The organism is Geothrix sp. 21YS21S-4 (genome assembly GCF_030845995.1).
GTDB lineage: Bacteria > Acidobacteriota > Holophagae > Holophagales > Holophagaceae > Geothrix.
This window is the reverse complement of sequence record NZ_CP132719.1, coordinates 2,666,815-2,693,643: the sequence shown is the minus strand read 5'-3', so window position 1 is coordinate 2,693,643 and position 26,829 is coordinate 2,666,815. Positions and strand designations below refer to the sequence as shown.

Sequence of the window (26,829 nt, the reverse complement as noted above, 5' to 3'; positions counted from 1 at the left end):
ATTGGCGCCGTACAAAAAACGGCGGCGGTCTTCCGGGACCGCCGCCGCCTGCCGACCCCTTCCAAGGGCGCGCAGCTGATGCTTCCTAGGCCTCCACGGCCGACGGCTTCATCCCGAGGCGCTCGCGGATCAGGCCTTCGACCTCGTCCGCCAGTTCGGGGTTGTCGTTGAACAGCTTCTTCACGTTCTCGGCGCCCTGGCCCAGGCGGCTGTCCTTGTAGCTGTACCAGGAACCGCTCTTCTGGATGATCTCCAGCTGGGTGCCCAGCTCCACCAGCTCGCTGGTGCGGCTGATGCCCTCGCCGTACATGATGTCGAAGGTGGCGATCTTGAGGGGCGGCGCGACTTTGTTCTTCACCACCTTGACCTTGGTCTTCTTGCCGATGACGGAGGAATCCTCGTCCTTGGCGGCGACCAGGGGATCGCCGGTGTTGCCCTTGATGCTCTGGATGCTGCGGACGTCGAGGCGGACGGAGGCGTAGAACTTCAGGGCGTTGCCGCCGGTGGTGGTCTCGGGGTTGCCGAACATCACGCCGATCTTCATGCGGATCTGGTTGATGAAGACGACGCAGCTGCGGGTCTTGTTGATGGTGCCCGTCATCTTGCGGAGGGCCTGGCTCATCAGCCGGGCCTGGAGGCCCACGTGGCTGTCGCCCATCTCGCCGTCGATCTCGGCCTTGGGCACCAGGGCGGCCACGGAGTCCACCACGATGATGTCCAGGGCGCCGCTGCGCACGAGCTGATCGCAGATCTCCAGGGCCTGCTCGCCACTGTCGGGCTGGCTGATGAACAGGTTGGCCACGTCCACGCCCAGCTTCTGGGCGTACTCGGGATCCAGGGCGTGCTCCGCGTCGATGTAGGCGGCGAGGCCGCCCTTCTTCTGGGCCTGGGCCACCATGTGGAGGGCCAGGGTGGTCTTGCCGCTGGCTTCCGGTCCGTAGACCTCGACGACGCGGCCCTTGGGGACCCCGCCGACGCCCAGGGCGGAGTCGAGGGCGATGGACCCGGTGCTGATGACTTCGATCCCCTCGGCCCCGGCCATGCGGTCGCCGAGCTTCATGATCGAGCCCTTGCCGAAGGCCCGTTCGATGTCCGCGACGGTCCGCGAAAGGGCTTTGAGGCGATCGTCTTGCTCAGCCGCGGCCATGGATCCTCCAAAGGGTGTCCTGCAGAATGGCGCCAAAAAGCGAAAAAAACAAGAAATCTTTTTTTAGGCTAGAGGGCCCGCCCGCCGAAGAGGAGAGGTCATGCCCATCGAGCCGCAGTCCTCCTCCGCCCTTCCCGACGCTCCTCTCGGCGCGCCGGGGGAGGGGATGGAGGTCGTTTCCCCGGCGCCCGTCTTGCCCGCCGATTCCGCCACCGGCCCGTCGACCGGGCGCTACCGGGCCCTGGTGGACCACCTCAAGGAAGTGGTGTTCCAGATCGACCGGCAGGGGCAGTGGTCCTTCCTCAATCCCGCCTGGACCCAGCTCACGGGCTTCGGGGTGGAGGAGAGCCTGGGCCAGGCCTTCCTGGGCTTCCTGCACCCGGCCGACAATCCCCGCTACCTCAACATGCTGACCTACGCCGTGGACACGGGGCAGGAGTCCTTCGAGGGCGAGTTCCGCCTTCCCACCAAGGGCGGCGAGGTGAAGTGGGTGGAGGGCTACCAGCGCATCTCCTTCGATCAGGAGGGGGTGCTCCAGGGCATCACCGGCACGTTCACGGACATCACCGAGCGGAAGCACACGGAGATCGTCCTGCGGATGGCCACCAGCCGCCTGCGGACCCTGATCGAGAACATGCAGGCGGGCATCCTGGTGGAGACGGAAGGGCAGCGGATCGCGCTCCTCAACGAGACCTTCTGCCGGATGTTCCAGGTGCCCGTTCCCGCCCACGTGCTGACGGACAGCGAGACCCGCGACCTCATCGAGGAATGCCTGCCCCTCCTGGAAGCGCCGGAGGCCTTCCTGGCCCGCCAGGCGGAGGTGGCCGCGGCGGGGAGCCCCGTCACCGGCGAGGAGTGGCGCCTGAAGGACGGACGCATCCTGTCGCGCGACTTCGTCCCCATCCAGGTGGGCGAGGAATACCTGGGCCACCTGTGGCAGTTCCACGACATCACCGAGCGGCGCCGGGCCGAGCTGAAGCTGGAGGAGGCCGCCCGCGAGCTGGCCCAGGCCCGGGACCGGGCCCTGGAGCTGTCGGGGCTGAAGAGCGAGTTCCTGGCCAACATGAGCCACGAGATCCGCACGCCCATGAACGGGATCATCGGAATGACCGGCCTGCTCCTGGACACGCCGCTCAACGCCGAGCAGCGCCAGTACGCCGAGACCGTCCGCTCCTGCGGCGAGACGCTGCTGACCCTCATCAACGACATCCTGGATTTCTCCAAGATCGAGGCGGGCAAGCTGGAGTTGGAGGCCCTCGATTTCGACCTGCTGAGCGTGATCGAGGACGTGATGAGCGTTCTCGGCGTGAAGGCCCAAGCCAAGGGCGTGGAACTGGGCGTCTTCGTGGATCCCACCACGCCGGGCTTCGTCACCGGCGATCCCACCCGCCTGCGGCAGGTCCTCACCAACCTGATGGACAACGCCCTCAAGTTCACCCACGCCGGGTCGGTGGAGGTCCGCCTCAAGCCCGACACCCGCCCCCGCGCCGGGGGCCTGCTGCGTGTGGAGATCCGCGACACGGGGATCGGGATGAAGCCCGACGTGGTCGAGCGGCTGTTCACGTCCTTCTTCCAGGGCGACAGCTCCACCACCCGCAAGTACGGCGGGACGGGCCTGGGCCTGGCCATCTGCAAGCGCCTGGTCGAGATGATGGGCGGCGACATCGGCGTGGAAAGCACCCTGGGGCAGGGCAGCACCTTCTGGTTCACCCTGGGCCTGGCCGCCCGCGGCTGCGAGCGCCTTCCCCACCGGCCCGCGGGCGGCGTATTCCTGGCGGGCCTTCCCCCGGCCACCACGCGGCTGGTGGAGGAGCAGCTCCGGGCGTGGCGGATGGAGCCGCGGATCCTCCCCGTGGGGGCCGATCCTGCGGCGTGGCTGAGGAACCATGGGCGCCCCGACGCCCTGGTGATCGTCGGACCCACCTGTCTGGAAGCGGCCCGCGCCGAGATCCGGGAAGGCATTCTGGCGCTGGCGAGCCCCCTCTACCAGCCCGAAGTGCGCGAGGCGGCGGCCCGGCGCGGCGTGCGGGCCTTCCTGCCCCTTCCGGTGCGCCCCACCCAACTGCGGGCGCTCCTCGCCCCGCCGCGCAAAGCCGCGGGCGGCCCGGCCGAAGCGGCGGAGGCCGGTCCCGCGGGCGGGCCCGTGAACGTCCGGGTGCTGCTGGCGGAGGACAACCTGGTGAACCAGAAGGTGGCGCTCACGATGCTCTCCCGCTTCGGCATCCGCGCGGACGTGGTAGCCACGGGGGCGGAGGCCCTGGACGCGCTGGTGGGCGTGGCCTACGACCTGGTGCTGATGGACTGCCAGATGCCGGAAATGGACGGATTTGAGGCCACCCGGCGGATCCGCGACCGCGAGCGGGGCCGCCGCCGCCTGCCCATCGTCGCCATGACCGCCAACGCCATGGTGGGCGACCGGGAGCGGTGCCTGGAGGCGGGCATGGACGACTACATTCCCAAGCCCGTCCGGGTGGCGGACCTCCACCGCGCCCTGTCGCGCTGGCTGCCCGCCGGCGCGGTTCCGCCGCCGCCCTCGGCCTCGCTGGCGGGAGGCGCCTGAGATGGCGAAGGCTCCCATCCTGCTTGAAGACAGCACCGCCATCCGGATGAGCCTCCAGCGGCTCTGCCTCGCGGGCGCGCGCCTGGACGTGGCCTACAAGGCGCAGCGGGCGGCCTTTCCCATCCTCACCGAGGACGGCGAGCGCCTCGCCTTCCGGATGCCCTTCGACGAGATCGCCGCCTGGGGCCTGCGCCCCGGGGAGAACCTGGCCCTCAAGCTGAAGGACCGCGGCCTGGAGTACGAGTGCGTGGCCGCTCAGTCGGGACAGGAGGTCCTGGAGGGCGTCGAGGCCTGCTACGTCACCATTCCCCGGGTGATGCGCCGGTCCGACGCGCACCGCCTCGCGGATTTCATCCCCGACCGCGGCGCGGCCCGCGCGGCCACCTTCACCAACACCCGCAACGCCCTGATCGACGGCGCCGTCCAGAGCTTCGGCGAAGAGGGCCTGGAACTGGTGCTCCGCAGCTCCAAGCAGGACATCCGCGAACTGCTGCGGATGGGCGAGGAATCCCTGCTGGACGTGCCCCTGGACAACGACCTGCGGCTTCGCACCGGCACCACCGTCGCCTATTTCGGCGACAACCTCGTGGGACTGCGCTTCACCAAGCAGGTCGACGCCGCGATGCTGGGCCGCTACCGGAGTTGGGTCCAGGCCCAGCAGGTCATGCAGGCCCAGCAGGACAAGGACGACTTCGCGCCCCGCGGATTCCAGGAGGCCACCGCCCGCATCAACCGGGCCGCCGCCATGCCCACGGTGAAAGTCCTGGTGGACCGCGATCCGATGATCCTGCTCCTGTCGGAGAAAGAGGACTTCGCCCGGCGGCTGGGCGAGGCCCTCAGCCGCAAGTTCGGACTTGCCGTCCTCGACCACATCAAGGGACCCGTCCGCACGCAGTTGCTGGACGTGGGCGGGACCGAACCGGCCTGGGGCCGCATCCGCATGGTGATGGTCCACAACCAGCTCCGCCTGGCCAGCCCCCTGGACCTGTGCCGCCAGATCGTGGGCCAGGAGCAGTGCCCCGTGCCCGTGATCCTCGCTGGCACCGAGGAGGACGAGGCCAAGAAGCGCCATCACGCCGTCGCCGCGGGAGCCGTGGACTACCTCCCCGTCGAACCCTTCCGCATCCTCGCCATCCTCCGGAAGCTGGACGACACCCTGCGCCTGTTCGAGGGCGCCTGATTTCCCGTGGCGGTAATCGGGAAGACCCTTTTTCACCACCCAGACTCGAAGACACCAAGGACTGCAGAAGAGCTTTCTTGGTGCCTTCGAGTCTTGGTGGTGATCCTTTTCCTGAGTGCAAGCCGGCCTAGCGGATCCTGACGTTCCGTCCGCGCCAGTGGTTCACGCCGCGGAGGCGGTCCAGGAAGGCCCAGGCGGCGCCGAGGGCCCCTACCACGGAAACGAGGGGCCACAGCGCCCACAGGACATCCATGGGGCGGTGCGTCATCCGCTGCTGCACGTCCCCGGCGAGGGCCGGCACCAGCAGCCATAGGACCAGGGCAAGGACCGGATGGCCCGCGAAGGGCAGCCACAGGGGCGCCAGACCCACGACCAGGAGCGGTGGGAGGACGGCCGGGATCAGCCACCAGATCGGCAGGGCGGCGGTGTTCTTGCGCATGGCGCGGACGAGGTCGGCCAGCCCGTGGTACATCCGCAGGTGGAGGTCGGGACCGCCGCGCGCCACCCGGTTGACGAACCCCGCGCGCTTCACCCGCCGGGCCAGCATCATGTCGTCGATGGCTTCCATCGGGGCCGCGGCATGGCCGCCCACCGCGTCGTAGGCCCGCCGCCGGACCAGGGTAAAGGCGCCGATCCCGCAGAATGCCGGATGCCGCGGAGCCGGCACGCGGTGGGGCGGCACGCCCAGCAGGAAGGTGCAGGCCGCGAGGGGAAGGATGACCCGTTCGGCCCAGCTCCCGACGTCCACCGCGGGCAGCAGGGCGAGGATGTCCGTGGGCTGCGCCTCGGCGAAGGCGAGGGCCCGGCGGAGGAGATCCGGCGCGGCTTGCACGTCGGCGTCCGCGAACAGCAGCCAGTCCGCTTGGTGCGCCTCGGGCTGGCTGACCGCGAGGTGGAGGGCGTGGTTCTTCCCCAGCCAGCCCGGCGGCAGGTGGTCGTTGCGGATCACGCGGAGACGCTCCGGTCGGGCGGCTTCGCGTTCCGCGAGAAGGGCGGAGCTGCCGTCCGTGGAACCGTCGTCCACCGCCATGATCCGCAGATGGGGATGGTCCTGGGCCAGCCAGGAATCCAGCGCCGCGGCCAGCTCCCGGGCCTCGTCGCGGACCGGCACGCACAGGCACACCGACGCGGAAGAGGGCTCCTCGGACGCGGGCGGCAGGGCGGGCAGCCGCGCCCAGTGGCGCCGCAGCAGGGCCAGGGCGGCGAAGGGGGGGGCAGCGGCGGCCCAGGCGGCGGCATCGATCCAGGACACCCCTCAGGCTAGCCGGGGACAGTGGCGGGCGGCTTGCGGGGATCGGTTACGCTGGTCGGACTCTTTCCAGGAGCCCGATGGACGAGCGCGATCCGGCCACCCCCATCCTTCGCCTTCGCAAGCCGGAGGACGTGGCGGAGATCCGCGACCTGATGGCCCGGGTCTATCCGCCGCCCCACGGCCCCGAGGCGATCTGGAGCGCCGAGAACCTCCAGAAGCACATGCAGTACTTCCCCGAGGGACAGATGGTGGTGGAAGTGTCCGGCCGGCTGGTGGGCACCTCCACCACGCACCGCGTCCCCTGGGACGCCGCCCTGGCGCCCCACACCTGGTCCGGAATCACCGCCCGGGGGACCCTGTCCAACCACGAGCCCGCCGGCGAAGTGCTCTACGGCGTGAACATCGCGGTCGATCCCGAGTGGCAGGGCCGGCGCGTGGGCAGCCTCCTCTACAAGGAGCGGCTGGACCTGGCCCGGCGGGTGGGCTGCCGCGCCTTCGTGGCGGGAGCCCGGGTTCCCGGTTACCACCGCGTGGCGGAGGAGATGACCCTCGAAGCCTACGTGGACGCGGTCGTGGCGGAGCGGCTATTCGATCCCACCCTTTCCAAGCAGATCCGGGTAGGCTTCCAGGTCCGCGGCGTCCTGCGGGACTACGCCCCCGACCCCGAGACCCTGGGCCACGCGGCCCTCATCGTGATGGAACTCTGACGGTCCGCGCCGACCCCCAGGAGGCGACATGCGGTTCAAGGCTCCCACCCCCTTCATCTCGCGCCCCGTCCGCGTGTGCGGGATCCAGTACGCCCTGCGGCCGGTGGCCAGCTTCGAGGCCTTCGCGGAGCAGGTGGAGAACTACGTGGACGTGGGGGACGACTACGACGCCGACGTCATCGCCTTCCCCGAGCTGCTGGCGGTGCAGCTCCTGAGCTGCCTGGAGCGCGGATTCGATCCCGCCGAGGCCATGCGGAAGCTGGCGGAGCGGTTCACCGAGCCCTTCGAAAAGCTGTTCCTCGAACTGTCCACGAAATACGACCGCATCATCGTGGCCGGCACCCACCCGCGTTTCGTGGACGGCAAGCTGCAGAACGTGGCCTCCGTCTTCGTTCCGGGCCACGGGCCGGTGCATCAGCCCAAGCTCCACCTGACGCCGACGGAGCGGCACGTGTGGCAGTTCGAGCCCGGGCAGGAGATCCACATCATCGAGACCGACTTTGGGCGGATGGGCGTGTCCATCTGCTACGACGTGCAGTTCCCGGAGGTCGCCCGCATCCAGGCGGAGCAGGGCGTCCAGTTGCTGGTGGTCCCCTACCTCACCGACGACCGCCGCGGCTACAACCGCGTCACCACCTGCGCCCGGGCGCGGGCGGTGGAGAACCAGATCTACGTGGCCACCGCCGGAATGGTGGGCAGCCTGCCGCTGATCACCGATCTCACCGCCCAGTACGCCCAGAGCGGGCTGTACACGCCCTCGGACTTCCCCTTTCCCATGGACGGCATCGCCACCGAGGCCGCCCCCAATTCGGAGATGGTCCTCGTCGGCGACATCGACCTGGCGATGCTGGATCAGGCCCGCGCCCGCGGTTCCGTCCTCAATCACCAGGACGCCGCCCAGGACGGGCTGCACGTCACCTTCGAGGGAAAGATCCGCGTCCACCACCTGCCGTGGATGGACGCGGGGAAGGGGAGCGTCCAGGCCTAGGTTGGCTGCTCGGATCGTCGGAGTGGCAAGTGTCAGACTGGAGGCGTTGACGCCCCCTTTGGAGTCCTCCGCATGGCCGCACTGACCCCCGATCTCCTGCCGCGGCGCTTCCAGCAACTGCGCCTGCTGGCGCACACCCGGCGCCTGGTGTTCGTGGTGATGCCCCTGGGGGCGCTGATCGGCCTCCTCGTGACGGCCGCCCTGGCGGGACTGGGCCGCCTCGAACCCCTCATCGCGGGATGGGGCAGCCGCACCCACCTCGTGATCGTGCTGCCCGCCATCGGGCTCTTCCTCACCACGGCCTGGCTCAGCATCTCGGGCATCGGGGAGGTTTCCCTCGTCCGCGACCTGGACGTGGCGCACGGCGCTCCGCACGCCGCCTTCCCCTTCCGGAAGTCCATGGGCAAGGTGCTGGCCTGCGTCCTCACCATCGGGTTCGGCGGCAGCGCCGGCGTGGAGGGGCCGGGGAAGTGGCTGGGCGCGGCCCTCGGGCTCCAGTACCACCGGGTGTCGCGGTGGCTCAGCCGGCGCGTCTCTCCCTTCCGGCGGCTGCACGCCCATCCGCTGGTGATGGTGGAGGCGGGCGCCGCGGCGGCGCTGTCGGCGGTCTTCCGGGCGCCCCTCTCCGGCGCGCTGATGGCCGCCGAGCACCACGGCCAGATCACGCCCGGCGCCCTCATCCCCTGCGTGGTGGCGTCGGCCACGGGCTACGTGATCTTCTCCAGCCTGATGGGGACCCTGCCCCTCTTCCCCCAGGCGCGGCTCTACCGCCTGCACCCTCCGGATCTGGCCTGGGCCTTCCTTCTCGGCATCGCCGTGGGCATCGGCGCCAACGCCTACTTCCGCGTCCGGCGGCTCTTCCAGGCGCTGCTCGCGCGCATTCCGCTGCTGTGGCGGGGACTCGTCGGCGGCGTTGGACTCACCCTCCTCCTGCTTCCCGCGCGGTGCTTCTGGGGCGGGCTTCCGGTGACGGAAGGCGGCGGGTTGGAGCTGGTCCGCCATCTCCTGGCGGGAGAGGCGCTGCCGTTCCAGGCGGGGCTGTTCCTGGCGCTCAAGCTCGTGGCCACGGCCCTGACGTTCGCGGCGGGCGGAGTGGGCGGCCAATGGCTGCCCTCCTTCGCCATGGGAGCCGCCATCGGCGCGGCCTTCGACGCGCTCCTGGGAGTGGGCCAGCCCGGCTATCTGACGCTGGTGGGCGCGGCGGCGTTCGCGGGGGCCACCCACGAATCCCTGCTCGTGCCGGTGGTGTTCCTGGCGGAAACGACGGCCCAGGCCGCCCTCGTGGTGCCGGCCCTGGTCGGTTCCACCGTGGCCTACCTGCTGGTGCGCGAAGGCCAGGCCTGATCCCTTCCGTTCGAGTCCGGAGATTCCCATGCCGCTCGCCTTGCTGCTGATGCACGATCCCCTGGCCGGAACCCTCCTGCTGTTGGCGCTGCTGTGGCTCTCCGCCAAGGCCGGCGGCGAACTTGCGGTGCGCCTGAAGCTGCCCGCCGTCACCGGCGAGCTGGCCGCGGGGCTCGCGTTGGCGGCGCTCCACCGCGCGTGGCCGGTGGTTCCGGACGTGGCCGCCTCGCCCGCCGCGGAACTGCTCGGGGGCCTCGGCGTGGTGGTGCTGATGTTCGCCGTGGGCCTGGAATCCACCGTTCCCCAGATGCTGAAGGTGGGCGCGGCCTCGCTGCGCGTGGCCCTGATCGGCGTGGCCGTGCCCATGGCCGCGGGGCTGGCCGGAGCCTGGCTGCTGCTCTCCGCCGGCGCGCCCTTCGTTCTCGACCTGTTCATCGGGGCGTGCCTGTGCGCCACCAGCATCGGGATTTCCGCCCAGGTGCTGCGCGAGAAGGGCGCCGCCGGCTCGCTGGAGGGCCGGATCATCGTCGGCGCCGCCGTGGTGGACGATGTCCTGGGCCTCCTCGTGTTGGTGGCCGTCTCCGGCCTGGTGGGAGCCGCCTCGGGCGGCGCCCTGGGACCCCACTTGGTACGGACCTTCGGGCTGGCCCTCGCCTTTCTTGCCGCGGCCCTAACCCTGGGTCGCCTGGCGACCCCGCGCCTCTTCCGCCTGGCCACGCGCTTCCGCGGCGAACAGCTGCTCCTGCCGTTCAGCCTCGGGTTCGCCTTCCTCCTGGCGTGGCTGGGCAACCTCGCGGGCCTGGCTTCCATCGTCGGCGCCTACGCCGCCGGCTTGATCCTGGAGCCCGCGCACATCGAGGATCTCGAACGCCGCGAGCGCCACACGCTGGAGGAATTGGTGCATCCCCTGGTGAGCGTCCTGGCGCCGCTGTTCTTCGTGCTGATGGGCGCGAAGGTCGACCCTGCCGCCCTCTTCCGCCCGGCGACCTTGGGGTTCGCGGCGGTCCTGGCGAGCCTCGGGGTGGCAGGCAAGTACGTCGCCGGCTTCGGCGCCGGAAAGGACGTCCGCGCCGCCGTGGTGGGCTGGGGCATGGTCCCCCGCGGCGAAGTGGGCCTGATCTTCGTCGCCGCCGGCGCCCAGCTCCAGCTGAACGGCGTTCCCCTCCTGAGCCCCGACGTCCAGGCTGGGATCATCGGCGCCCTGCTGCTCACCACCGTGGCGGGGCCGGTGGGGTTGGGGTGGGTGCTGCGGCGAGAAGGCCATCCGTCGGCTTCTCCTGAAGCAAACCACTGAACGGTAGGAGAGGAGAGCGACATGAAGGCTTGGCTTAAATGGGGCTTGGGTGCCGCCCTGCTTCTGTTTGCGTCGTATGGATATCGTAAATTGATCCCCGTTTATCGTGTGGAAATCCGGTCCGATTTGGTGATGCTGGGGGATTTGAATGGCGATCATCGGTGGGGCCCAGAGGATCTAAATCTCCTGAATGATTTCCTGGCAGATCCTTTTGGTTTCCCCGATGAATTCGTGAGACGCGTCGACCTCAACCAGAATGGGCGCATAGATTCGGAAGACCTGGCGATTCTTCGTGCTCTTTCCAGCCAACCGGATCCTTATCTCGCGGAGCAATTTGCCAAGGAGCGGGGCAAGGTATTTCCAAGACCCCGGGAGTTGTATCGCTACGAAGCGGTTGGAGCCTACCGCGCCAGACCTTTGTGGGGACTTCCTCAACCACACTCAGTTCAGCTATTGAGTTGGCTCGAAGAAACTCCGATGGCCTCGGAGCGAGGTGGGTACCAACAGGCTCTGGAGGCGGATCTCTATAATGAGGCGACTCGGTTACGAGAGGCATACCGCAAGCGAGAATCGGGGTTGAGTGCCGTGGAGAGGGCCCATGCCGAGGCCAAGCTCGCAAGGTGCCGGGCCTTGTTTCAAAAAGGGGAGCGGTTTGAATTGCTGCTCGAACTGATCGCTTTGGTTGAAGATGCGGAGACCCTTCGAGCAGACCCCTCTCGGGTAGACCTTTTGAGGATCCTTCGTTTTCGGGATCACCTAAGGGAGCTGCTGGCATCTCCCCTATTCGAGAACTATCAGAGGGGAGATGCATCCTGGAGAAATGTGCTCGAAGTGATGGAGCAGAGCCTGAAAACAGATTTTAGGTTGGATCTTCGGCTCGATACGCTTCCGCCTCCCCGGAATCTCACTCATCTTCAGAACTACCTTCAACGTGCCGAGTGGCAGTACTACAAAACGTCGACCCATTCAGACGATTTCCTGAAGCTTCTGGACTACGCTCAACACGATCCACGTTACTTGCGTGCCGTTTCCCGAACGAGTAAGAAGCACGACGATCTACGCGTCGAAAACCACAACCTTCCCATGGTTCTGTTGTTTCGCGAGGCCCTTCGCATCAAGGATGGCGATAAGAAGCGGGCAGTGGGACTGCTCGATGAGGCCATCCGCATTCCCTTCTCTTGGGTCAAGTCGATCCCGTCGGAAAAGCTTCCCGGGTCTCTGGCCTTGGACAACTTCCTTCTGCCGGGGAATAAGGAGGACGGGAGTGACAAGAGTCGCCATTGGAACGTCTTTGGCGGTATCTGCCTCTACAAGTCACCGGAAGAAGCGTTAAGGCTGGCTCTCCAGCGTGAAATGAAGGATCTGCGGGAATCGGGTTACGCAGTGGAAGGGATGGTCGAGTTCATCCGTGACATGATCGCCAACCTGAATGGGATGTACCACGTCATGGCCATTGATCCGAACCTCTTACTTCCGCGTAATCCTCGTGGACTCACCCCCGCAAGCAATTCCAGCTCGTGAAAATTGCATGTCGGGTGAAGTAGAAATCAGAGAGGAGCATTTTGAATCTGCTCCTTCAGCCACCGCGCGGTGTCCAGGTAGCTCGGGCCGTCGTGGATGATGTTGTGGCCCTTGGTGATGTCGGAATCGATGATGCGGGGATTCCAGTCCCAGCCGCGGTCGGCGAGGAGGGCGGCGCCGTCCACGGGGTGCTCGGGTTCCTGGAACAGGAGGATCGCGTCGGGCCGGGTTGCGGCGACGGCGTCCAGGTCGGGGTGGGGGTAGGCTTCGGCGGCGGGTGGGGGCACGGGCGTTCCGCCGGCCAGTTCCACCAGGTCGTGGATGAAGGACAGGCCGCCGATGCCGCGCAGGTGGCGGCCGCACCACATCTCGACGAAGACGGTGGGGCGCTTCGAGGGGGCCGACGCGGCCAGGGCGGCGAAGCCGGCCTCCATGCGCGAGCTGAGAACGCGGGCCTCGGCGACGCGGTGCATCAGCCCGCCCAGGGTGATCTGGTTCTCCAGGATCCCGAAGCGGCTGGCGGGGAGGGGCAGGGCGAAGACGGGCAGCCCCGCTTCCGCGAGCCGCTGGGCGAAGGTGGTCTGGATGCCCGACGTGACGAGGACCAGATCGGGTTCCAGCGCCCGGAGACCATTGAGGTCGGCCTTGAGGTAGTCGCCCGCCACGGGAACCTGGAGGTTCTCCACGTAGCGCCCGCAGTAGGGTGTGACGCCCACGAGCGAGTCGCCGCAGCCCAGCGCGAAGAGGGCCTCCGTGGCGCTGGACACGAAGCTGACGACGCGGCGCGGCGGCGCATCCAGGTGGAGGACGGTTCCATGGACGGGACAGGTCACTCGCACGGCAGCTCCGGAACGAAGGATTCGACGAAGGTGGCCTCCACGCGGAAGACCTCGCGGATCAGCGCCGCGGTCAGCACCTCGTGAGGCGGGCCGTCGCCCACGAGCCGGCCCCCGTCGAGCGCCAGGACGCGGTCGAAGCGGTAGGCGGCCCGCAGGTCGTGGAGGCTCACCACCACGGTGCCGCCGCCGTCCGCCAGCCGCCGCGCCAGGCGCAGGACTTCGAGGGCATGGCGCACGTCGAGCTGAGCCACGGGCTCGTCCCACAGCTGGATGGGCGCCCCGGTGGCCAGGGCGCGGGCGAGGCCCACGCGGTGGCGCTCGCCGCCGGAGAGGCGCGTCGCCGGACGATCCGCCAGGTGGGCGAGGTCCAGTTCCGCCAGGGCCTCTGCCACGCCCCCGGGATCGTCGCCCCAGGCGTAGCGGCCCTGGGCCACCACCTCGCGCACGGGAAAGGCGAACTCGAACTGGGCCTCCTGCCCCACCCACGCCAATTGGCGGGCGCGGACAGCCACGGGAATTTTAGATAGGAGCTGTCCATTCCAATGGACCGTTCCTTCCGCTGGCAGCAGCCCCGCCAGTGCCTGGATCAGGGTGGATTTTCCTGCGCCGTTGGGCCCCACCACCGCCACCATTTCGCCGGGACCGAGGTTCAGCGAGACCGCCTCCAGTCGCCCGGGAACGCCCAGGGACGCAGCGTGAAGGGCGGGCGTCATCGCGGCCTCCGCAGCAGCCACAGGAAGAAGGGACCGCCGATGAGGGCGGTCACCACGCCGAGCCGCAGCCCCAGCGGAAACAGCCGGGTGATCAGGTCGCAGCCCAGGAGGAAGGCCGCGCCCCCGAGCATGGAGTAGGGAAGCAGCCGCCGGTGGTCGGGCCCGAATGCCAGCCGCAGCAGGTGGGGGACCACGAGGCCCACGAAGCCGATGATCCCGCCGACGGCGGTGGCCAGGGCCGTGAGGATGGTGGAGAGGACGATGAGGCGGCGGCGGAGGCCCACCACGTTCACCCCCAGGCTCTGGGCGCTCTGCTCGCCGAGGCTCAGGAGGTCCATGGGCCGGCCGAGCGGCAGCAGCAACAGGCAGGCGGCGAGGATGGCGGGAACGCCCATCCACACGTGCTCCCAGCTGCGGCTCTCCAACCCGCCCATCAGCCAGAACAGGATCTGGGCGTTCACCTCGAAGTGGCCCACGGTGGTGGTGAGCAGGAAGCTGGTGCCCGCGCCCAGCAGGGCGTTGAGGGCTACGCCGGACAGCAGCAGCTGCTCGGCGCCCGCCCCGCGCCGAGCCAGGATGAGGACGGCGCCCGTGGCGACGAAGGCGCCGGCGATGGACGCCGCGGGCAAGGCCCACAGCGTGGCGGCGCCCAGCCCCGCCGCGGGTCCCAGGGCGAGGACCGCCACGGCGCCCAGGGCCCCGCCGCTGCTCACGCCCAGCAGGCCGGGGCTCGCCAGGGGATTGCGGAAGAAGGCCTGCATCACCACGCCGCTGGCGCCGAGCGCCGCCCCCGCGGCGGCGCCCACCAGCGCACGGGGCAGGCGGAAGTCGCGCACCACCGTCCGCGCGATCTCGTCCCCGCCGCCGCCCAGGGCCGCCAGCACTTCCCCGAAGGACAACCGCAGCTCTCCGAAGGCGAGGGAGGCCAGGAAGGCCAGGACCAGCGCCGCCACCAGGACGGAAACGGCCGCGCGGGATCTCACGGGAATCGTTCGGGATGGAGGGCCTTCGCAAGGCGCTCGTAGGCGTCGATGCGGTGGTGGGAGACGCAGGACATGAGGGCGCCGGAAAGCACCGCGAAGCGCCCGGCCTTGAAGGCGGGCAGGGCGCGGTAGTGGGGCAGCTCCGCCAGGCGCGTCCGGGTATCGGAGGCGTCGGGCTTGTCGCCGGAAATGACCAGCACCTCCACGTTCCAGGTGAGCAGCTTCTCGGAGGGCGTCGGCGCGTGGCCTTTCAGCCCGGCTTCCGCCGCGACGTTCACGGCGCCCGCGTGGTCGCAGAGGTCCTGGAAGGTGGTGCCGGCGCCGGAGGTGACGGGGTAGGCCGCGGCCGTGAGGACGCGGGTGGACCGCACGCCCTTCAGCCGCGTGGCCAGGGCATCCACGCGACCACGGCAGGCGGCGATGAGGGCGTCGGCCCGGGCCTCCTGGCCCAGTTCGCGGCCCAGAACGCGGATGCTGGCGTAGACGTCCTCCAGCGTATCGAACCGATCGAGGACCACCAGCCGGACCCCGGCCCGCCGGAGCAGGGCCAGGGTCTCGGGGCGGGTGAAGCTGGCGGCCAGCACCAGATCGGGCCGGAACCGGAGGACGCTCTCCGCGTCGCTGTCCCGCAGGGCTGGATAGCGCCCCGCTTCCGAAGCGACCGGACTGAACCGCGCGTCGCGGCTGATGTGGCTGAGCGCTGCGATCTGGCCGGGATCGGCCAGGGCCAGCAGCAGTTCGTCCGTCCCCACCGCCTGGCTCACCACCCGCTGCGGCCGCGCGGCGAACAGAGCCGCAGCCGAGATCAGAAAGACAAGAAAACTTCTCACCACCAAGGCACCAAGGCCACCAAGAAGGGCTTGCCTTGGTGTCTTGAGGTCTTGGCGATGATCCGTTCGCTTTCTCACCGAAGCTGCCTCCATCACCACTTCCAGGTCGCGCCCAGGGTCCAGCGGGGGCCGGGGGCGGGGAAGCCGTAGACCAGGAAGGCGTCCCCGTCCTGATCGTAGCGCCCGCTGAGCCAATCCTCGGCGCTCATGCGCTTCTGGAGCAGGTGCTCGCCGCGCAGGGACACGGTGAGGTTCTTCACGGGCTCGAAGGAGGCGCCCACGGACAGGTCGCGGAAGGGCCGGCCGGTGGACGCCACGGCGTAGGTGGTGTCGTTCAGGTCGTAGCGGGGACCGACGCGATCCAGCCGCACGTCCGCGCGCCAGGCGCCGCCCTGGACGAATGCAGCGGCCGAGGCGGTGAAGAAGGGGTGCCGCACGATGGCCGTGTTCTGCTGGCCGAAGCGATCGGCTTCCGTGTTGTGGTCGAGGTCGCGGGTCTCCTGGCTGCGCAGGATCAGGTCCCAGCCCCAGGCGACGGTCGAGCCGCCGCGCCACCCCAGGGCGCCTTCGACGCTCTGGGCGCGGATGGCGCCGCGGTTCTCGTAGTGGGACGTGAACAGCGCGGGCCAGGCGAGGCTGGTGTCATAGACGTACGCCAGCAGGTCCGAGACGCGCGTGCGCTGCGCCTCCAGCCGGTATTCCCAGTGGCCGCCGAGCTGGCCGGTGGCGCCGATCTGGAAGGTGCGGCTGTACTCGGGCGTGAGGGAGTAGGTCCTGCCGTCCTGGCTTTCCGCCTGGGCGTTCAGGGCGAATTCCGTGGTGTTGGGCATCCGGAATCCCCGGCCCGCGCTGGCGTAGAGCCGCAGTTCCGGCGCCACGACCCAGTTGAGGCCGGTGCGCCAGGTGGTGGCCTCGGCGCTGCCCGCCCGGGTGCGGAGGCCGGTGTCGGTGCGGGTCAGGTCCCGGTGGCCGCCGTCGCGGCGGAGACCCGCCACCCAGTCGACGCCGGAAAGGATCGTCCAGCGCGCCTCCACGGCGGCGGCCACGTCGCGGCCTTCGCCCCGGTAGGGCACGGCGGCGTAGGTGGACGGGTCGTAGTAGTTCTTGGCGTGGGCGGTGTCCTCGCGGCCTTCCAGGCGGCCCGACAGGCGGAAGGTCTGGGAGGGCGTCCAGTGGAGGGTGAGCTGATCCTCCACCCGCCGGAAGTCGCGGTCCGTCTGCTGGCGGAGGGGGCCGTTCGGATCGCCCGTGAGGCCTTCCAGGGCCTGGAGGGTGTTTTCCAGCACCAGGCCGGGGGCGAGGGTCCAGTGCAGGCTGGCGCCCCAGCTCTCCTGCCGCGCGCGGGTTTCGCGTCCGGGCTCGTAGCTGCGGCCGAAGCCGGGGTAGGCCAGGGTGGTGAAGGGCACGGACGCCGTCTGCCCGCTGTTGCGGTAGAAGCCGGTCACGTCCGCGGCGCCCCAGGTGGTGCCCAGGCGGAGGAAGCCGCCGGCCTGGCGGGAGGCGTCGTCGGGGAAGCCGCTCTCCTCCTTCTGCGCTTCGCCTCCGGCCGCGATCCAGCCCGCGGCGCCGGAGAGCTGGACCTGGGCGGAGCCGCCGAGGCGGGAATCCGTGCCCGCCTTCAGTCCCACTTCGCCGTGGAAGCCGGCGGGGCCGCGGCCCGCGCTGGTGAGGGCGATCACGCCGCCGATGGCGTCGCTGCCGTAGAGCACGGACGAGGGGCCGAGGAGCAGCTCCACCCGGCCGATGCCGACCAGGCTGAGCATCCCGAGGTCGGGGCTGGGCGCGGTGGGATCGTTGAGCCGCATCCCGTCGAGGAGCACCACGATGTTCCGGCTGAGGGTGCCGTTGAGGAAGGCCGAGGCGGCCTTGCCGGGGCCGCCGGTCGCCATGACGGCGCCGGGCTGGAGCACCGCCAGCAGCTCGGCCACCGTGCGGCTGCCGAGGCGGGCCAGCTCGTCGGCTTCGACGATGCGGACGGGCGCGGGGGTGCGGGTGACCTCCACCGGCTGGGCCTCGGCGCTGACGGTGACCGTCGCGCTGGGGGCGGCCTTTTCGGCGGCCTCGGCGGCGCCGGCCAGGGTGGACACGGCCACCAGGGAGAAGAGAATTCGGGCGGAACCCATCATGCCTCCACGCATGAAGCCGCGGCGGCGGGACCGGTCCCGGAAGAGAGGGGAACCATGGCCCAGCCCGTTCCCGCGACGGGGGGTGAAGTGCAGGACCGGTCTCCGGGCTCGCACGCGACGGGGGCCTTGCGGCTCCCCCCTCACCTTCCCGGGACGATCCCAGTGGCTCGGGCTTGAGGTCTCACGCCGGAGGTGTCTTGGCGTGGTGCATACCGTTGCGGGGCAGCGCAGGATTCACACCTGCTTCCCGTGCATCCAGCACGAAATTGTCAGGACCTCAAGGGAACCACGCGCCCGGGACCCCCGCAAGTACAATGGGCGGATGAACGTACCCATCGGAATCATCGGCGGCAGCGGGCTCTACCGGATGGAGGGCCTGGTCCTGGACCGGACGGAACTGGTGGAGACGCCCTTCGGCTCGCCGTCCGGGCCCGTCCACCTGGGCACCCTGGACGGGGCGCCGGTGGCGTTCCTCGCCCGGCACGGCGACGGCCACCGCTTCACCCCCAGCGAGGTGAACTACCGGGCCAACATCTGGGCGTTGAAGTTCCTTGGGGCGGAACGGCTGATCTCGGTCTCGGCGGTGGGCAGCCTCCAGGCCCGCCACAAGCCCGGCGAGCTGCGGCTGGTGGACCAGTTCATCGACAAGACCCGCCACCGGAAGGACACCTTCTTCGGGGAGGGCCTGGTGGCCCACGTCAGCTTCGCGGAGCCCGCCTGCGCCCACGTGACGGGTGCGCTGCTCGCCGCGGGCCGGGAACTGTCCCTGCCGATCGAGGGCGGCGCCCTCTACGTGTGCATGGAGGGGCCGGCCTTCTCCACCCGCGCCGAGAGCCGCCTGCACCAGAGCTGGGGCGCGGACCTCATCGGAATGACCCAGGTGACCGAGGCGCGCCTCGCCCGGGAGGCGGAGCTCTGCTATGCCTGCATCGCCCTCGTCACCGACTACGACGCCTGGCGCGAGGAGGAGGCCGGCGTGGACGCCGCCTCCGTGCTGGAAGTCATGCACGCCAACGTGGACAAGGCCCAGCGCCTGCTCCGCGCCGCCGTGCCCGCGCTGTCCGCGGCGCCGCGGCCCTGCGCCTGCGGCGAGGCCCTGAAGGCGGGCCTCTACACGAATCCGGACCTGGTGCCGGAGGACGCCCGGAAGCGGCTCCACCTTCTCGTGGCCAAGTACGGGTACGGAACGCCCTGATGGCGCTGGCCCAGCCCAGTCCCAAGCTCCAGGCCCTGCTGAAGGACTTCCAGCAGATCGCCAGCATGTCGGGCTACCTGAACCATTCCTTCGATCCGCCGCAGCTCCGCCTGTTCTTCACGCTGTACGGCCGCGTGATGCTGGTGTCTTCCGCCGAGGGACTGGCGCTGGCACCCCGGCTCCAGGCGTGGTGCGAGGACGTCTCCCTCCGCCTGCGGGAGGGCAGTTCCTCCGCCATCATGCCCCCGCAGATCCAGGTGAGCGCCCCCCAGGTCCTGCCCGACGGCCGCGACTACCTGGTGGCCACCCTCACCTTCAACACCAAGGTCACCGAGACGTCCTACCTCCGCGTCCGCACCGCCGTCCTCGCGGCTTACCAGGAGGCGGTGAAGATGCGGGAGGCGGGGTTCCGCGAAGGGGGCAGAGATCCCCTGGCCGGCTCGGGATCGGATCCTTCCCCGGAAGACCAGGAAACTCCGGCTTCTTGACCTTCCGTCGCGGCGCTAGCATCTTCCGGTAAGTCCATTCCGGGATGCCCGCGTGGAGGGCCGCATGGGATCAGGGTCGAGCCTCCTCGAAGCCGCCCGTTCTTCAAGGACGTTCCGCCGGCTTGCGGGCTGGAGCCTCGCATGGGTGGTCGCGACGCTGCAGGCGGGGCCGCCGACCGCTCCCGGAGGCTACTGGCCAAGCGAGACCTGGCGCACCTCTTCGCCCGAGCAGCAGGGCCTCAGCTCCGAGGTGCTCTGCCAGGCGCTGGACCAGATCCGGGAACGGAATATCGAGGTGGACCGCATCCTGATCGTCCGCCACGGGTACCTGGTGCTGGATGCCACGTTCTTCCCGTTCGCCAAGGACTCGCTGCACGATGTGGCCTCGATCACCAAGAGCATCACGTCCCTCAATGTCGGGATTGCCATCGACCGGGGATGGGTGAAGCGCGTCCAGGTTCCCGTCCTCAGCCTTTTCCCGGAGCGGAAGTCCCCTCTTGCGGATGAGGCCGAAGGGCAACTCAACGTGGCGCATCTGCTCACCATGACGTCGGGCTTGTGTCGGGACCTCCGGGAGGGGGAGGGGCAGACGGGTGACATGGAGCGCGCGCGTGACGGGCTTTCCTACATGTTGGACCATGCCCTGGTGGCGCCACCGGGTCGGGACTTTGTCTACTGTTCGCTGGGTCCCCACCTGCTTTCGGCGATCCTGACGCGGGTCACGGGCAGGCCACTGAAGGCTTTCGCGGAAAAGGAACTCTTCGCGCCCCTCGGGATCAGCGGAGTGCTCTGGGATGCGGATCCCCAGGGTTACACCCATGGTTGGGGGGACCTGTTCATCCGCCCCATGGATCTGGCCAAGCTCGGCTACCTCATGCTGCAAGGGGGGCGCTGGGACGGGAAGCAGATCGTCGCGAAGGCCTGGGTCGAAGCCTCCGCCACGCCCCATGTGTTTGAATCCGGCGGTACCGGGTACGGCTACTTATGGTGGATTCCCAAGGAGCCGGCCGGACTCTACGAAGGCCGGGGGCGCGGGGGGCAACGGTTGGCGGTGTGGCCCCGGAAGCATCTGGTGGCCGTGCTCCTGGGCAGTGGTGGGTACACCCTCGGCGGGATCGGCGCCACCCTGATCAAGGCCGTGGTGGCCGACGAACCCCTCCCGGAGAATCCGCCGAGCCTGAAGCGCCTGCACCAGAAGCTGGCCGAGGCGGCGGCCCCTCCGCCCGCCAAACCCGTGGCCCCCCCGCCTCCCATCGCTACCCGCGTGTCGGGCCGGACCTACACCATGGAGGCAAACCGCCTCGGCCTGAAGACCTTCTCGCTGACCTTCCCTGGCGAAAGCGAAGCCGAGCTCCGGCTGGGCAGCGACGAGCCGGCGGACAAGATCATTCCCGTGGGTCTGGACGGGGTCTATCGCCTTTCTTCCACTTCCCGGCACGGCCTCGCGGCAGGGGCTTCCGGAGGGTGGAGCAGGGAAAATACCTTCGCCATGGCCTATCGGGAAGCCGCAGCTGATCGGAACTGGCGGTTCACCATCCGTTTCGAAGGCGATGCGGCCGTGTGGGCCGTCCATGAGAATACGGGGCTCGTCGGGGACTTCGAGATCCGGGCCAGGACGATCGCACCCCGCGGTCCGGCGAGTCCCTGAGCAGGCCGGTTCGGGGCTCGACGGGGTGACTCGAAGCCCCTTCCTCTGGCAGGCTTCAGGGGATGCTTCCTCGTCCCCTCGTCACTTGCCGACCCCTGCTGCTGATGACCGCCGGCGCGGCGATCGGTTGGACGGCGCCCGGTGCTCTTCCCTTTAAGGCTTCACCTGTTCCCGGTGGCGTGGCCGTGGTGGCTCTGCCGGACGCGCCTGCGCCGCCGGTGGTGACCTACCGCGGGGAACCGGTGCTGGTGCGGCGCAGCGGGCGGAGCTGGGCGGCGGTGGTGGGGATTCCTCTGAGCGCCGAGGCCGGGCGCGACGAGATCCGGGCGGACGGCCGCGCGGTGTCCTTTACCATCCGGCCCAAGCGCTACGCGGAGCAGCGGGTGCGCCTGGAGAATCCGCGGCAGGTGACGCCTGATCCCGAGGACGAGGCCCGCATCGCGCGGGAACAGGCGCTGATGGGACCGGCCTGGAAGGCCCGGCCCGAAGGGCTCGTTCCCTCGCTAAGCTTCCGCCAGCCCACGCCGGGCGGGCTGACCGCCTCCTTCGGTCTGCGGCGGGTGTTCAACGGCCAGCCCCGGTCGCCCCACTCGGGGCTGGACATCAAGGCGCCCGCGGGCCAAGCCGTGCGCGCGCCGGCCGCGGGTGTGGTGGTGCTGACGGGCGACTTCTTCTTCAGCGGAAATGCGGTGTTCCTGGCCCACGGCGAGGGGGTGGTGAGCCTGTTCGCCCACCTGTCGAAGATCCGCGTCCGCGAAGGGCAGCGGCTGGAGGCCGGCGACATCCTGGGCGACGTCGGGAAGACCGGCCGCGCCACGGGCCCCCACCTCCACTGGTCGCTGAGCCTCAACAATGCGCGGGTGGACCCGCGGCTGTTCCTGGCCGGCAAGCCCTGATCACGCCCGCACGCGCCCCCGCGTCTGCACCAGGACGACGCCGGCGATGGCGATGGCGCCGCCGAGGACGGTGAGGGGCGAGGGCACTTCGCCCAGCCACGCCCAGGCGATGGCGCTGGCCAGCACCGGCGACAGGTACAGGAAGCTCGACAGCAGGGCGGCGGGCATCCGCGACAGGGCGTCGTTCCACAGGAGGTAGGCGAGCGCGCCCGGAAAGCAGCCCAGGTAGACCACCGCGGCCGTGGCGGAGGGCCTCGCGGCGGGAAGCTGGCGAACCAGTCCCGGCAGGAAGACCAGCAGGGGCAGGGTGCCGGCCCAGATGGAATAGGCCGTGAACTCCAGGGCCGTGTGCCGGGGGAAGCTCTTCTTCGACAGGATCGAGTACACGGCCGCCACGGCGGCGGACAGCAGGATCAGCAGGGCGCCGGGCGTGAACCGTAGGCCGTCGCCGCTGCTGAGGGCGATGAGGATCACGCCGGCGAAGGCCACGAAGATGCCCGCCCAGCCCAGGCGCGTCAGCCGCTCGCCCAGGAACGCCGCCGACAGGAGCGCGGTGAAGACGGGACCGGCGGCGATGAGCAGCGACGCGGCCGCGGACTGGACCGTGACTTCGCCGAAGTTGAGGGCCGCGTGGTAGACGCTGATCCCCAGAAAGCCGGCGATAGCGATTCGCGGAAGGTCCGCGAGGGCGGGCAGCCGCATCCGCTTGGCGGCGGCGTAGCCCGCCAGGGCCAGGGACGCGGTGCCGAACCGCAGCAGGGCCAGCTCGCCGGGACCATAGCCCCCGGGTCCCGCGGCCCCCGAGGGGCTCAGCCGCATTCCCGCGCGGATGCCCGCAAAGGCCGATGCCCACAGCAGCAGCGCGCCGGCGATGGCCAGCCAATGACGGGATCCGAGCCTGACAGACATGAAGTCCACCCTACCGGACTCCCTCCGCAGGCGCCGTCACACCGCGCTTTGCCCGGGCGCCGAAACTCAGGACAGGATGGCCAGCTTCTCCCGCAGGGCCGCGCACGCGCGGGCCCGGTGGCTGAGCGTGTGCTTGGCGTCGGCGGGCAGTTCGCCGAAGGTGAGGTCGGAGCCCTCGGGGATGAAGATCGGGTCGTAGCCGAAGCCGCCCTCGCCCCGAGGCTCCAGCGCGAGGCGCCCTTCCACGGAGGCTCCGACGGTGAAGGCGGGGCCGGTCGAAGGCGCACAGGCGAGGACGCACACGAAGCGGGCCGTCCGGTCGGCGCCCTCCGGCAGCATGTCCAGGAGGCGGCGGTTCCTGTCCCGGTAGGTGGGGAGATCCGGCGCGAAGCGGGCGGACAGCACGCCGGGGCCGCCCCACAGCGCGTCCACGCACAGCCCGGAATCGTCCGCCAGCACGCCGTCGATCGCTTCCGTCCCGTGTTCCCGCCACCACGCCGCGGCGCCCTCCGCCTTCTGGAGGGCATTGTCCTGGAAGAAGGCGCCCGTCTCGGGAAGTTCCGGCGCTTCGGATGGCCAGGGCACCAGCGTGACGTCCGGCAGCAGGGCCGCGAACTCGCGCAGCTTGCCGGCGTTGCGGGAGGCGAGAAGGACTTTCAGCATCGAGCACCAGAAGAAACAGGAACCGCGAAAGACGCGAAGGGGCGCGAAAAGGACTGGATCCAGAGTACTGGCTCTCTTTCGCGGGTCCGAAGGACGATTCACGATTTCCGTGGTTCTCGTCTTCAGGCCTTTCCGAGTCCCTACGTCCGGGGGTCAACTGTGGGCGCTTGAGGCCACTACCAGCAGAATCGGGGACCGCGAAAGGATGGGGTCCAGGGTACCGGTTCTTTTTCGCGCGCCCGAAGGGCGATTCGCGCTTTTCGCGGTTCCCGTCTTCAGGCCTTTCAGTACCCCACCACTTCCGTGTACCAGCTGCGGGCGCGCTCGGGGGTCATGGGGCCGTGGACGAGGGCGCGGCCGTCGGCGAAGAGGGTGATCTCGTCGGCGCCGTCCCGGCCCTTGAGCATCAGGCCCGCCCGCTTCCAGGGGCTGCGGGTGCGGGTCTCCAGGCGGATCCGCAGCGCCTCCAGATTCAGGCGACCGGGGGGATTCACGCGGATCTGGACGCCTTCCAGCCCGCACAGGGCGCTGGCCTTGAGGGTCCAGCGGTCGTCCAGGAACTCGGTGACCTTTTCCGCGCAGAAGCGGCAGCGGGTCTTGGGCGGGTTGAGGAACTGGCGCTCGTTCCGCCAGAAGTCGAAGCGGGCCAGGTCGGCGTGCGGCGCTTTCCCGGTGAGGACCTTGAGCGCTTCCAGGGCCGCCCAGCTCGCGATGATCCCCACGGCGGGCCCCAGCACGCCGGCGCTGTCGCAGGTGTCCACGTCGCCGCCCGCTGGGGGTTCCTCCAGAAGGCAGCGGAGGCAGGGGGTCCGGGGTGGATTCAGCGGCCAGACGACGCCTTCGCCGCCGATGGCGCCGGCGTAGATCCAGGGCGTGGCTGTGAGGATGGCCACGTCGTTGATCAGGAAGCGCGCTTCGAAGTTGTCCGTTCCGTCGCAGATCAGGTCGAAGCCCGACAGCAGCTCCCGGGCGTTGCCGCTGGTGAGGTCGGCGACCACAGCCTCCAGTTCGATGGAGGAATTGGCCTCCCGCAGGCGCTCGGCCGCGACTTCCGCCTTGGCCCGGCCCAGGTCGGATTCCCCGTAGAGGAGCTGGCGCTGGAGGTTGCTCTCCTCCACCAGGTCCCGGTCGATGAGGGTGAGGTGACCCACCCCGGCCCGGGCGAGCCAGGGGGCGATGACGGACCCGAGGGCGCCGAGGCCCAGGACCGCCACCCGCTTTCCGCGCAGGGCCTCGTCCGCCTCGCGGCCGAGAAAAATGCGCTGCTTGGCATAGCGGTCGGACATGGGCGTTCCCCGGTCGGTTCCCAGTCTAAAAGCAGCGGCGCCCCGCAGGGCGCCGCTGATGGAGCGCGAGATGCGTTCGCCGTGGGCTCAGTTGCCCTGGCCGGCCTCGGCCATGGCCTTCTCGTACTCGGCCTGGAGGCGGCTGGCGTCGGAGATGGCGAACTTGTAGACGTACTCGAAGCGGTCCGCGCCCTTGGTGAGGGCGATGATCACTTCATAGACGCCCTCGCCGCTCACCTCGAAGGGGCTGGCGATGACGTTGAAGGTGCCTTCCTTGGCGCCGTCGGGGATCTGGACGTCGCTGTCGCGGATCACGTCCTTGCGGTCGCCGGTGGGGCTGACGATGGAGAAGCCGAACTTGAACTGGCCGTCCATGCGGGAGAAGCGGGTGTAGAAGCAGACCTTGGGCAGGGTGAAGGGCACCTGGGGGACGACGATGTGGTGGTCGTACAGGCCCATCAGGGAGGTCTTGCCGCCCATTTCCTGGCGGATGTCATCGCAGAGCAGCGTGAATTCGTGCTTGGGGGCCTTGATCTGGACTTCTTGCATGGGGGCTCCGGAAAGAGGGGGCGTCCGTTGGGTGAACGGAAAGTTTACCCTTGAAGGCGGTCCCTTCCAACCACGCGTTGGCGGGCGGTCCCGGAGGCTGCATGCGGCATTGGTTCTGGATTCTGTTGATCGCCGTGGGCCTCCAGGCCCAAGAGACCCGGATTCAGATCCTTGGGACGACGGACATGCATGGGCGGGTGACGGCGGAAGACGCTTTCACCCTCCAGCCCGCCAATCGCGGGTGGGCGAAGCTGGCCTCCATCATTCGGCGCCAGAAGGCCCTCAACCCCAACACCGTGCTGGTGGACTGCGGGGACACCCTCCAGGGCGAACCCCTGAACTACGTTCGGAACGTCCTCCGCCGCGACCTGCCCGAGCCGGGCGTGGCCATCATGAACGCCCTGGGCTACGCGGCGATGGCGGTGGGGAACCACGACTTCGACTGGGGGATGGAGGTCCTCCGCGAGGCGGAGAAGCAGGCCCGGTTCCCGTTCCTGTCCGCTAACACGGCGGACGCCAAGGGCAAGCGGGCCTTTCCCGCCCACGTCCTGGTGACGGTGGGCGGCGTGCGCGTGGCCCTGGTGGGCTTCACCACCCCCGGCGTCCCGTCCATGACGGAACCGGGCAACTACGCCGGGCTGCGCTTCGCCGATATCGTGGCCTCCGCCAAGGAAGAGGTGCCCCGGCTCCGGGACAAGGAGAAGGCGGACGTGGTGGTGGCCCTGCTCCACTCGGGGCTGGGCGCGGTGAGCGGGCGGGAGGGGGACGAGAACGCCGCCCTCCGGCTGGTGGACCAGGTGCCGGGACTCGACGCGGTCTTCACGGGCCACACCCACCAGGCGATCCAGACCGAGCACAAGGGCGTGCCCATTCTGCAAGCCGAATCCCAGGGGCGGGCGCTTGCCGCCGTGGACCTCCAGCTGAGGATGGAGCGGGGCCGGTGGCGGGTGGCCGCGGCCTCGGGCCGTCTGCTGCGCCCGGACGCCGAGACGCCTTCGGATCCCGAAGTCCTGAGCCTGACCGCCGACCTGCGCGCCGCGACGGACCGCTACCTCGACACGGCGGCGACGAACCTCCAGGTGGACCTCGACAGCCGCTGGTCCCGGATGGAGGACACCCCGGTGATGCAGCTCATGCACCAGGTCCAGCGCCAGGCGACGGGAGCCCAGCTGTCCGCAGCGGCCTGCCCGGGGCCGAAGCTGTTCATCCCCAAGGGGCCCACCAGCGTCCGGCAGTTCTACGCCCTGGCCCCCTACGAGAACCAGGTGGCGCGGATCCGGATCACCGGCGCCCAGCTCAAGGCCTACCTGGAACACGCCGCCAAGCACTACCTCTACAGCTGGGAGCCGGAGCTGTACAACCGCGACGTGCCCTTCTACAACTTCGACACCGTGGATGGCGCGACCTACGCCCTCGACCTGGGGAAGCCCGTGGGCGCCCGCGTCGCGAGTCTCTCCTTCCAGGGCCAGCCCGTGAAGCCGGACCAGACCTTCACCCTGGCCCTCAGCACCTACCGCCTGCGGGGCGGGGGCGGCTACATGGAGGCCATCGGATTCAAGGGGACGCCGGAGCTGATCACGCCCGTCTCCCAGCGGAACCTGCTGCTGGAGTACGTCCTGGCCCGTCCCAGCCTGAGCCTCGCCGCCGGCAACGGGTGGCGCACCATCCCCTACCTCGACCGGGAGCGGATCCAGGGGCTGGCGCGCTGAGG

Annotated in this window: 23 protein-coding genes and 1 riboswitch; of the genes, 12 read left to right on the top strand and 11 right to left on the bottom strand. The window is 69.6% G+C overall.

Annotation, left to right across the window (positions count from 1 at the left end):
- Positions 1-85: 85 nt before the first annotated feature.
- Positions 86-1,147, bottom strand: a complete 1,062-nt coding sequence (gene recA, locus RAH39_RS12315; RefSeq protein WP_306590419.1) for a recombinase RecA — start codon at positions 1,145-1,147, stop codon at positions 86-88.
- 100 nt (positions 1,148-1,247) lie between these two features.
- Here recA and RAH39_RS12310 point away from each other — a divergent pair, with 100 nt between their 5' ends.
- Together RAH39_RS12310 and RAH39_RS12305 are read left to right on the top strand one after the other, a co-directional pair.
- The gene (locus RAH39_RS12310) at positions 1,248-3,707 is read left to right on the top strand and encodes an ATP-binding protein (protein WP_306590418.1); all 2,460 of its coding nucleotides are present in this window, start codon (positions 1,248-1,250) and stop codon (positions 3,705-3,707) included.
- A gap of 1 nt (position 3,708) precedes the next feature.
- Entirely contained in the window at positions 3,709-4,887 is a 1,179-nt protein-coding gene (locus tag RAH39_RS12305; RefSeq protein ID WP_306590417.1) for a PleD family two-component system response regulator, read from the top strand.
- Positions 4,888-5,014: 127 nt separating this feature from the next.
- Here the strand turns inward: RAH39_RS12305 and RAH39_RS12300 are convergent, their stop codons facing one another.
- Positions 5,015-6,139 carry a glycosyltransferase family 2 protein gene (locus RAH39_RS12300; RefSeq protein WP_306590416.1) on the bottom strand — a complete coding sequence of 375 codons (1,125 nt, stop codon included), beginning with the start codon at positions 6,137-6,139 and terminating at the stop codon, positions 5,015-5,017.
- A 77-nt stretch (positions 6,140-6,216) separates the two neighbouring features.
- Here RAH39_RS12300 and RAH39_RS12295 point away from each other — a divergent pair, with 77 nt between their 5' ends.
- The 5 genes from RAH39_RS12295 to RAH39_RS12275 all read left to right on the top strand — a co-directional run bounded on the left by RAH39_RS12295 (position 6,217) and on the right by RAH39_RS12275 (position 11,993).
- On the top strand, positions 6,217-6,846 hold the full coding sequence (locus RAH39_RS12295) for a GNAT family N-acetyltransferase (RefSeq protein ID WP_306590415.1): 630 nt from the start codon (positions 6,217-6,219) through the stop codon (positions 6,844-6,846).
- 28 nt (positions 6,847-6,874) lie between these two features.
- Entirely contained in the window at positions 6,875-7,834 is a 960-nt protein-coding gene (locus RAH39_RS12290; protein WP_306590414.1) for a carbon-nitrogen hydrolase family protein, read from the top strand.
- A 72-nt stretch (positions 7,835-7,906) separates the two neighbouring features.
- The gene (locus tag RAH39_RS12285) at positions 7,907-9,178 is read left to right on the top strand and encodes a chloride channel protein (RefSeq protein ID WP_306590413.1); all 1,272 of its coding nucleotides are present in this window, start codon (positions 7,907-7,909) and stop codon (positions 9,176-9,178) included.
- 28 nt (positions 9,179-9,206) lie between these two features.
- Positions 9,207-10,472: a cation:proton antiporter gene (locus tag RAH39_RS12280; protein WP_306590412.1), complete on the top strand. Its 1,266-nt coding sequence runs from the start codon at positions 9,207-9,209 to the stop codon at positions 10,470-10,472.
- Between the two features lie 21 nt (positions 10,473-10,493).
- Positions 10,494-11,993: a hypothetical protein gene (locus RAH39_RS12275; RefSeq protein WP_306590411.1), complete on the top strand. Its 1,500-nt coding sequence runs from the start codon at positions 10,494-10,496 to the stop codon at positions 11,991-11,993.
- Between the two features lie 26 nt (positions 11,994-12,019).
- Here the strand turns inward: RAH39_RS12275 and RAH39_RS12270 are convergent, their stop codons facing one another.
- From RAH39_RS12270 to RAH39_RS12250, 5 genes are all read right to left on the bottom strand, one after another.
- Positions 12,020-12,832, bottom strand: a complete 813-nt coding sequence (locus RAH39_RS12270) for an ABC transporter substrate-binding protein (protein WP_306590410.1) — start codon at positions 12,830-12,832, stop codon at positions 12,020-12,022.
- Positions 12,823-13,545, bottom strand: a complete 723-nt coding sequence (locus tag RAH39_RS12265) for an ABC transporter ATP-binding protein (RefSeq protein ID WP_306590409.1) — start codon at positions 13,543-13,545, stop codon at positions 12,823-12,825. Before RAH39_RS12265 ends, RAH39_RS12270 begins: the two co-directional genes overlap by 10 nt.
- A complete protein-coding gene (locus tag RAH39_RS12260) occupies positions 13,542-14,528 on the bottom strand; it encodes a FecCD family ABC transporter permease (protein ID WP_306590408.1) in 987 nt (328 codons plus the stop codon). The genes RAH39_RS12265 and RAH39_RS12260 overlap by 4 nt, the downstream gene beginning before the upstream one ends.
- The gene (locus RAH39_RS12255; RefSeq protein ID WP_306590407.1) at positions 14,525-15,358 is read right to left on the bottom strand and encodes an ABC transporter substrate-binding protein; all 834 of its coding nucleotides are present in this window, start codon (positions 15,356-15,358) and stop codon (positions 14,525-14,527) included. The genes RAH39_RS12260 and RAH39_RS12255 overlap by 4 nt, the downstream gene beginning before the upstream one ends.
- A 92-nt stretch (positions 15,359-15,450) precedes the next feature.
- Positions 15,451-17,481 (bottom strand): TonB-dependent receptor, encoded by a 2,031-nt coding sequence (locus RAH39_RS12250; protein WP_306590406.1) that lies wholly within the window; start codon positions 17,479-17,481, stop codon positions 15,451-15,453.
- 78 nt (positions 17,482-17,559) lie between these two features.
- A riboswitch (cobalamin riboswitch) is annotated at positions 17,560-17,779 on the bottom strand.
- Positions 17,780-17,806: 27 nt separating this feature from the next.
- Here RAH39_RS12250 and mtnP point away from each other — a divergent pair.
- The 4 genes from mtnP to RAH39_RS12230 all read left to right on the top strand — a co-directional run bounded on the left by mtnP (position 17,807) and on the right by RAH39_RS12230 (position 21,711).
- Positions 17,807-18,679 (top strand): S-methyl-5'-thioadenosine phosphorylase, encoded by an 873-nt coding sequence (mtnP, locus tag RAH39_RS12245; protein ID WP_306590405.1) that lies wholly within the window; start codon positions 17,807-17,809, stop codon positions 18,677-18,679.
- A complete protein-coding gene (locus RAH39_RS12240) occupies positions 18,679-19,167 on the top strand; it encodes a hypothetical protein (RefSeq protein ID WP_306590404.1) in 489 nt (162 codons plus the stop codon). The genes mtnP and RAH39_RS12240 overlap by 1 nt, the downstream gene beginning before the upstream one ends.
- Positions 19,168-19,231: 64 nt before the next feature.
- The gene (locus RAH39_RS12235) at positions 19,232-20,815 is read left to right on the top strand and encodes a serine hydrolase domain-containing protein (RefSeq protein WP_306590403.1); all 1,584 of its coding nucleotides are present in this window, start codon (positions 19,232-19,234) and stop codon (positions 20,813-20,815) included.
- 62 nt (positions 20,816-20,877) lie between these two features.
- Positions 20,878-21,711: a M23 family metallopeptidase gene (locus tag RAH39_RS12230; protein ID WP_306590402.1), complete on the top strand. Its 834-nt coding sequence runs from the start codon at positions 20,878-20,880 to the stop codon at positions 21,709-21,711.
- On the opposite strand, the gene RAH39_RS12225 is transcribed toward RAH39_RS12230, so the two are convergent.
- The 4 genes from RAH39_RS12225 to RAH39_RS12210 all read right to left on the bottom strand — a co-directional run bounded on the left by RAH39_RS12225 (position 21,712) and on the right by RAH39_RS12210 (position 25,118).
- The gene (locus RAH39_RS12225; protein WP_306590401.1) at positions 21,712-22,620 is read right to left on the bottom strand and encodes a DMT family transporter; all 909 of its coding nucleotides are present in this window, start codon (positions 22,618-22,620) and stop codon (positions 21,712-21,714) included.
- Between the two features lie 66 nt (positions 22,621-22,686).
- Complete coding sequence (locus RAH39_RS12220; RefSeq protein WP_306590400.1) at positions 22,687-23,283, bottom strand: non-canonical purine NTP pyrophosphatase; 597 nt, start codon at positions 23,281-23,283, stop codon at positions 22,687-22,689.
- Positions 23,284-23,567: 284 nt separating this feature from the next.
- Complete coding sequence (locus tag RAH39_RS12215; RefSeq protein ID WP_306590399.1) at positions 23,568-24,569, bottom strand: ThiF family adenylyltransferase; 1,002 nt, start codon at positions 24,567-24,569, stop codon at positions 23,568-23,570.
- Between the two features lie 87 nt (positions 24,570-24,656).
- Complete coding sequence (locus RAH39_RS12210; RefSeq protein WP_306590398.1) at positions 24,657-25,118, bottom strand: DUF6941 family protein; 462 nt, start codon at positions 25,116-25,118, stop codon at positions 24,657-24,659.
- A gap of 101 nt (positions 25,119-25,219) precedes the next feature.
- Between RAH39_RS12210 and RAH39_RS12205 the strand changes: the two genes are divergently transcribed.
- On the top strand, positions 25,220-26,827 hold the full coding sequence (locus RAH39_RS12205; RefSeq protein ID WP_306590397.1) for a bifunctional metallophosphatase/5'-nucleotidase: 1,608 nt from the start codon (positions 25,220-25,222) through the stop codon (positions 26,825-26,827).
- The last annotated feature ends 2 nt before the right edge of the window (positions 26,828-26,829 follow it).

Coding starts and splice junctions, on each gene's coding strand:
- RAH39_RS12235 (WP_306590403.1), top strand. CDS start 19,232: ATGGGATCAGGGTCGAGCCTCCTCGAAGCCGCCCGTTCTTCAAGGACG.
- RAH39_RS12230 (WP_306590402.1), top strand. CDS start 20,878: ATGCTTCCTCGTCCCCTCGTCACTTGCCGACCCCTGCTGCTGATGACC.
- RAH39_RS12295 (WP_306590415.1), top strand. CDS start 6,217: ATGGACGAGCGCGATCCGGCCACCCCCATCCTTCGCCTTCGCAAGCCG.
- RAH39_RS12210 (WP_306590398.1), bottom strand. CDS start 25,118: ATGCAAGAAGTCCAGATCAAGGCCCCCAAGCACGAATTCACGCTGCTC.
- RAH39_RS12265 (WP_306590409.1), bottom strand. CDS start 13,545: ATGACGCCCGCCCTTCACGCTGCGTCCCTGGGCGTTCCCGGGCGACTG.
- RAH39_RS12305 (WP_306590417.1), top strand. CDS start 3,709: ATGGCGAAGGCTCCCATCCTGCTTGAAGACAGCACCGCCATCCGGATG.
- RAH39_RS12250 (WP_306590406.1), bottom strand. CDS start 17,481: ATGGGTTCCGCCCGAATTCTCTTCTCCCTGGTGGCCGTGTCCACCCTG.
- RAH39_RS12285 (WP_306590413.1), top strand. CDS start 7,907: ATGGCCGCACTGACCCCCGATCTCCTGCCGCGGCGCTTCCAGCAACTG.
- RAH39_RS12240 (WP_306590404.1), top strand. CDS start 18,679: ATGGCGCTGGCCCAGCCCAGTCCCAAGCTCCAGGCCCTGCTGAAGGAC.
- mtnP (WP_306590405.1), top strand. CDS start 17,807: ATGAACGTACCCATCGGAATCATCGGCGGCAGCGGGCTCTACCGGATG.
- RAH39_RS12275 (WP_306590411.1), top strand. CDS start 10,494: ATGAAGGCTTGGCTTAAATGGGGCTTGGGTGCCGCCCTGCTTCTGTTT.
- recA (WP_306590419.1), bottom strand. CDS start 1,147: ATGGCCGCGGCTGAGCAAGACGATCGCCTCAAAGCCCTTTCGCGGACC.
- RAH39_RS12290 (WP_306590414.1), top strand. CDS start 6,875: ATGCGGTTCAAGGCTCCCACCCCCTTCATCTCGCGCCCCGTCCGCGTG.
- RAH39_RS12310 (WP_306590418.1), top strand. CDS start 1,248: ATGCCCATCGAGCCGCAGTCCTCCTCCGCCCTTCCCGACGCTCCTCTC.
- RAH39_RS12225 (WP_306590401.1), bottom strand. CDS start 22,620: ATGTCTGTCAGGCTCGGATCCCGTCATTGGCTGGCCATCGCCGGCGCG.
- RAH39_RS12280 (WP_306590412.1), top strand. CDS start 9,207: ATGCCGCTCGCCTTGCTGCTGATGCACGATCCCCTGGCCGGAACCCTC.
- RAH39_RS12205 (WP_306590397.1), top strand. CDS start 25,220: ATGCGGCATTGGTTCTGGATTCTGTTGATCGCCGTGGGCCTCCAGGCC.
- RAH39_RS12215 (WP_306590399.1), bottom strand. CDS start 24,569: ATGTCCGACCGCTATGCCAAGCAGCGCATTTTTCTCGGCCGCGAGGCG.
- RAH39_RS12220 (WP_306590400.1), bottom strand. CDS start 23,283: ATGCTGAAAGTCCTTCTCGCCTCCCGCAACGCCGGCAAGCTGCGCGAG.